Source organism: Nocardia farcinica (assembly GCF_029867845.1).
GTDB lineage: Bacteria > Actinomycetota > Actinomycetes > Mycobacteriales > Mycobacteriaceae > Nocardia > Nocardia farcinica_A.
Window position 1 is genome coordinate 1 of record NZ_JARWRU010001078.1, and the last position, 2,063, is coordinate 2,063.

At 73.6% G+C, this 2,063-nt stretch carries 2 protein-coding genes; both read left to right on the top strand.

Going from position 1 to position 2,063, the window contains the following annotated elements; translation table 11 throughout:
- Positions 1-957 (top strand): NAD-dependent epimerase/dehydratase family protein (locus tag QH283_RS23780; RefSeq protein ID WP_280505161.1); only part of this gene is annotated, 957 nt, incomplete at its 5' end.
- 32 nt (positions 958-989) lie between these two features.
- Positions 990-2,063 (top strand): Rv2578c family radical SAM protein (locus QH283_RS23785; protein ID WP_280505162.1); only part of this gene is annotated, 1,074 nt, incomplete at its 3' end.

The following is a 2,063-nucleotide window of genomic DNA, read 5'->3' on the forward strand; positions in this document are numbered from 1 at the left end:
CCCCCCACAACGTGCCCCGCGGGCCCCCCGGGGGGGGGCGCGGGGGTCCCCGCGGGCGCGGGGGCCCGCCCCCCCGGCCGGGGGCGGGGCGTGACCTGGGTCGAGGGCGACGTGCTCGACCCGGCCTCCATGCGCGCGGCCCTCGACGGAGCCGAGGTGGTCTACCACCTGGTCGCGGTCATCACCCTGGCCGACCGCAACGATCTGGCCTGGCGGGTCAACACCGAGGGCGTGCGGGTGGTCGCCGAGGCCGCGCTCGCGGTGGGGGCGCGCCGGATGGTGCACGCCAGCTCGATCCACGCCTTCGACCAGTACAGCTGCGGCGGGCACATCGACGAGACCTCGGTGCGCTCCACCGATCCAGGCCTTCCGGTCTACGACCGCTCCAAGTGGGCGGGCGAGGTCGCCCTGCGCGAGGTGATCGACCAGGGGCTGGACGCGGTGATCTGCAATCCCACCGGCGTGTTCGGTCCGGCCGATCACGGCGCGCCGATGTCGCGGATCAACCGCTCACTGCGCGACGCCGCCCAGGGCAGACTGCCCGCCATGGTGGACGGGGGCTTCGACCTGGTGGACGTGCGCGACGTGGCCACCGGCCTGATCCTGGCGGGCGAGAAGGGCCGCACCGGCGAGAACTACCTGCTCGGCGGCGCGATGATCGCCATGACCGATCTGTGCACACTGGCCGCGAACGAGCGCGGCAAGCGCGGGCCGCGGTTCACCATCCCGCCGAAGCTGGTCGGCGGCCTGATCCCGGTGCTGGAGCCGATCGGCAAGATGCTCGGCACCGACATCCTGTCCAAGGCCGCGCTCGGCGCGCTGGTCTCCGCGCCGACCGTCGACCACGGCAAGGCGGCCGCCGAACTCGGCTACCGGCCGCGCCCGACCGAGGAAACGGTCCGTGACCTGGTCGCCTTCTTCGACGACCCGGCGAGCGTGGCGCCCGCTGTGGCTTGACACGCCCTAGAACGCGTGTTCGACTGTCCGGTGTGCGGTGGCAGAACCAGGAACTGGACGCCGACGACGGTGCACTGCCCGGCCTCGGCCGGGCGGAGTTCGTCCGCACCGTGAGCACACCGGAGTTCGAGGGCATCACCTTCCACGAGGTGCTGTGCAAGAGCGCGTTGAACCGGGTGCCGGAGGAGAGCGGACTGCCGTTCCGCTGGACCGTCAACCCGATGCGCGGCTGCTCGCACGCCTGCCGCTACTGCTTCGCCCGCCCCACCCACGAGTATCTGGAGCTGGACGCCGGTCACGATTTCGACAGTCAGATCGTGGTGAAGACCAATGTGGCGGCGGTGCTGCGCCGGGAGCTCGGCAAGCGGTCCTGGCACCGCGAGCCGGTGGCCCTCGGCACCAACACCGATCCCTACCAGCGCGCCGAGGGGCGTTACCGGCTGATGCCGGGCATCATCCGTGCCCTCACCGATGCGGGCACACCGTTCTCCATTCTCACCAAGGGCACGCTGCTGCACCGTGATCTGCCGCTGCTGAGCCTGGCCGCCCGCGAGGTGGACGTGCGCCTCGCGGTCTCGATCGCCATGCTCGACGCCGAGCTGCACCAGCAGATCGAGCCGGGCACGCCATCGCCGCGCGCCCGCCTGGATCTGGTGCGGGCGCTGGCCGACGCGGGTTTCGCGGTGAATGTCATGGTGGCGCCGATCATTCCGTATCTCACCGACGGCAGAACCCAGCTCGACGAGCTGTTCGGCGCGATCGCGGCGGCGGGCGCGCGCTCGGCGGTGACCATGCCGATGCATCTGCGCGGCAGCACCCGCGGCTGGTTCCTCGGCTGGCTGGCCGAAGCCCATCCGGCGCTGCTGCGCCGCTACCGCCAGCTGTACGGGCGGGGCGCCTACGTGTCCCCGGAGTACGCGAGCTGGTTGCGCGAGCGCACCACTCCCCTGCTCGAGCGGCACGGCCTGGTCCGTCCGCCCGCCGTGCCCGCCGAGCCTGCGGTCGCGGCCCCGCCGGCGGCGGGGCCCCGCCCACCGCCGGGGGTGGGGCGGGGCGGCCCCCCCCCCCCCCCCCGCGGGGGGCGCCCCCCCCCCCCCCCCCCCCCC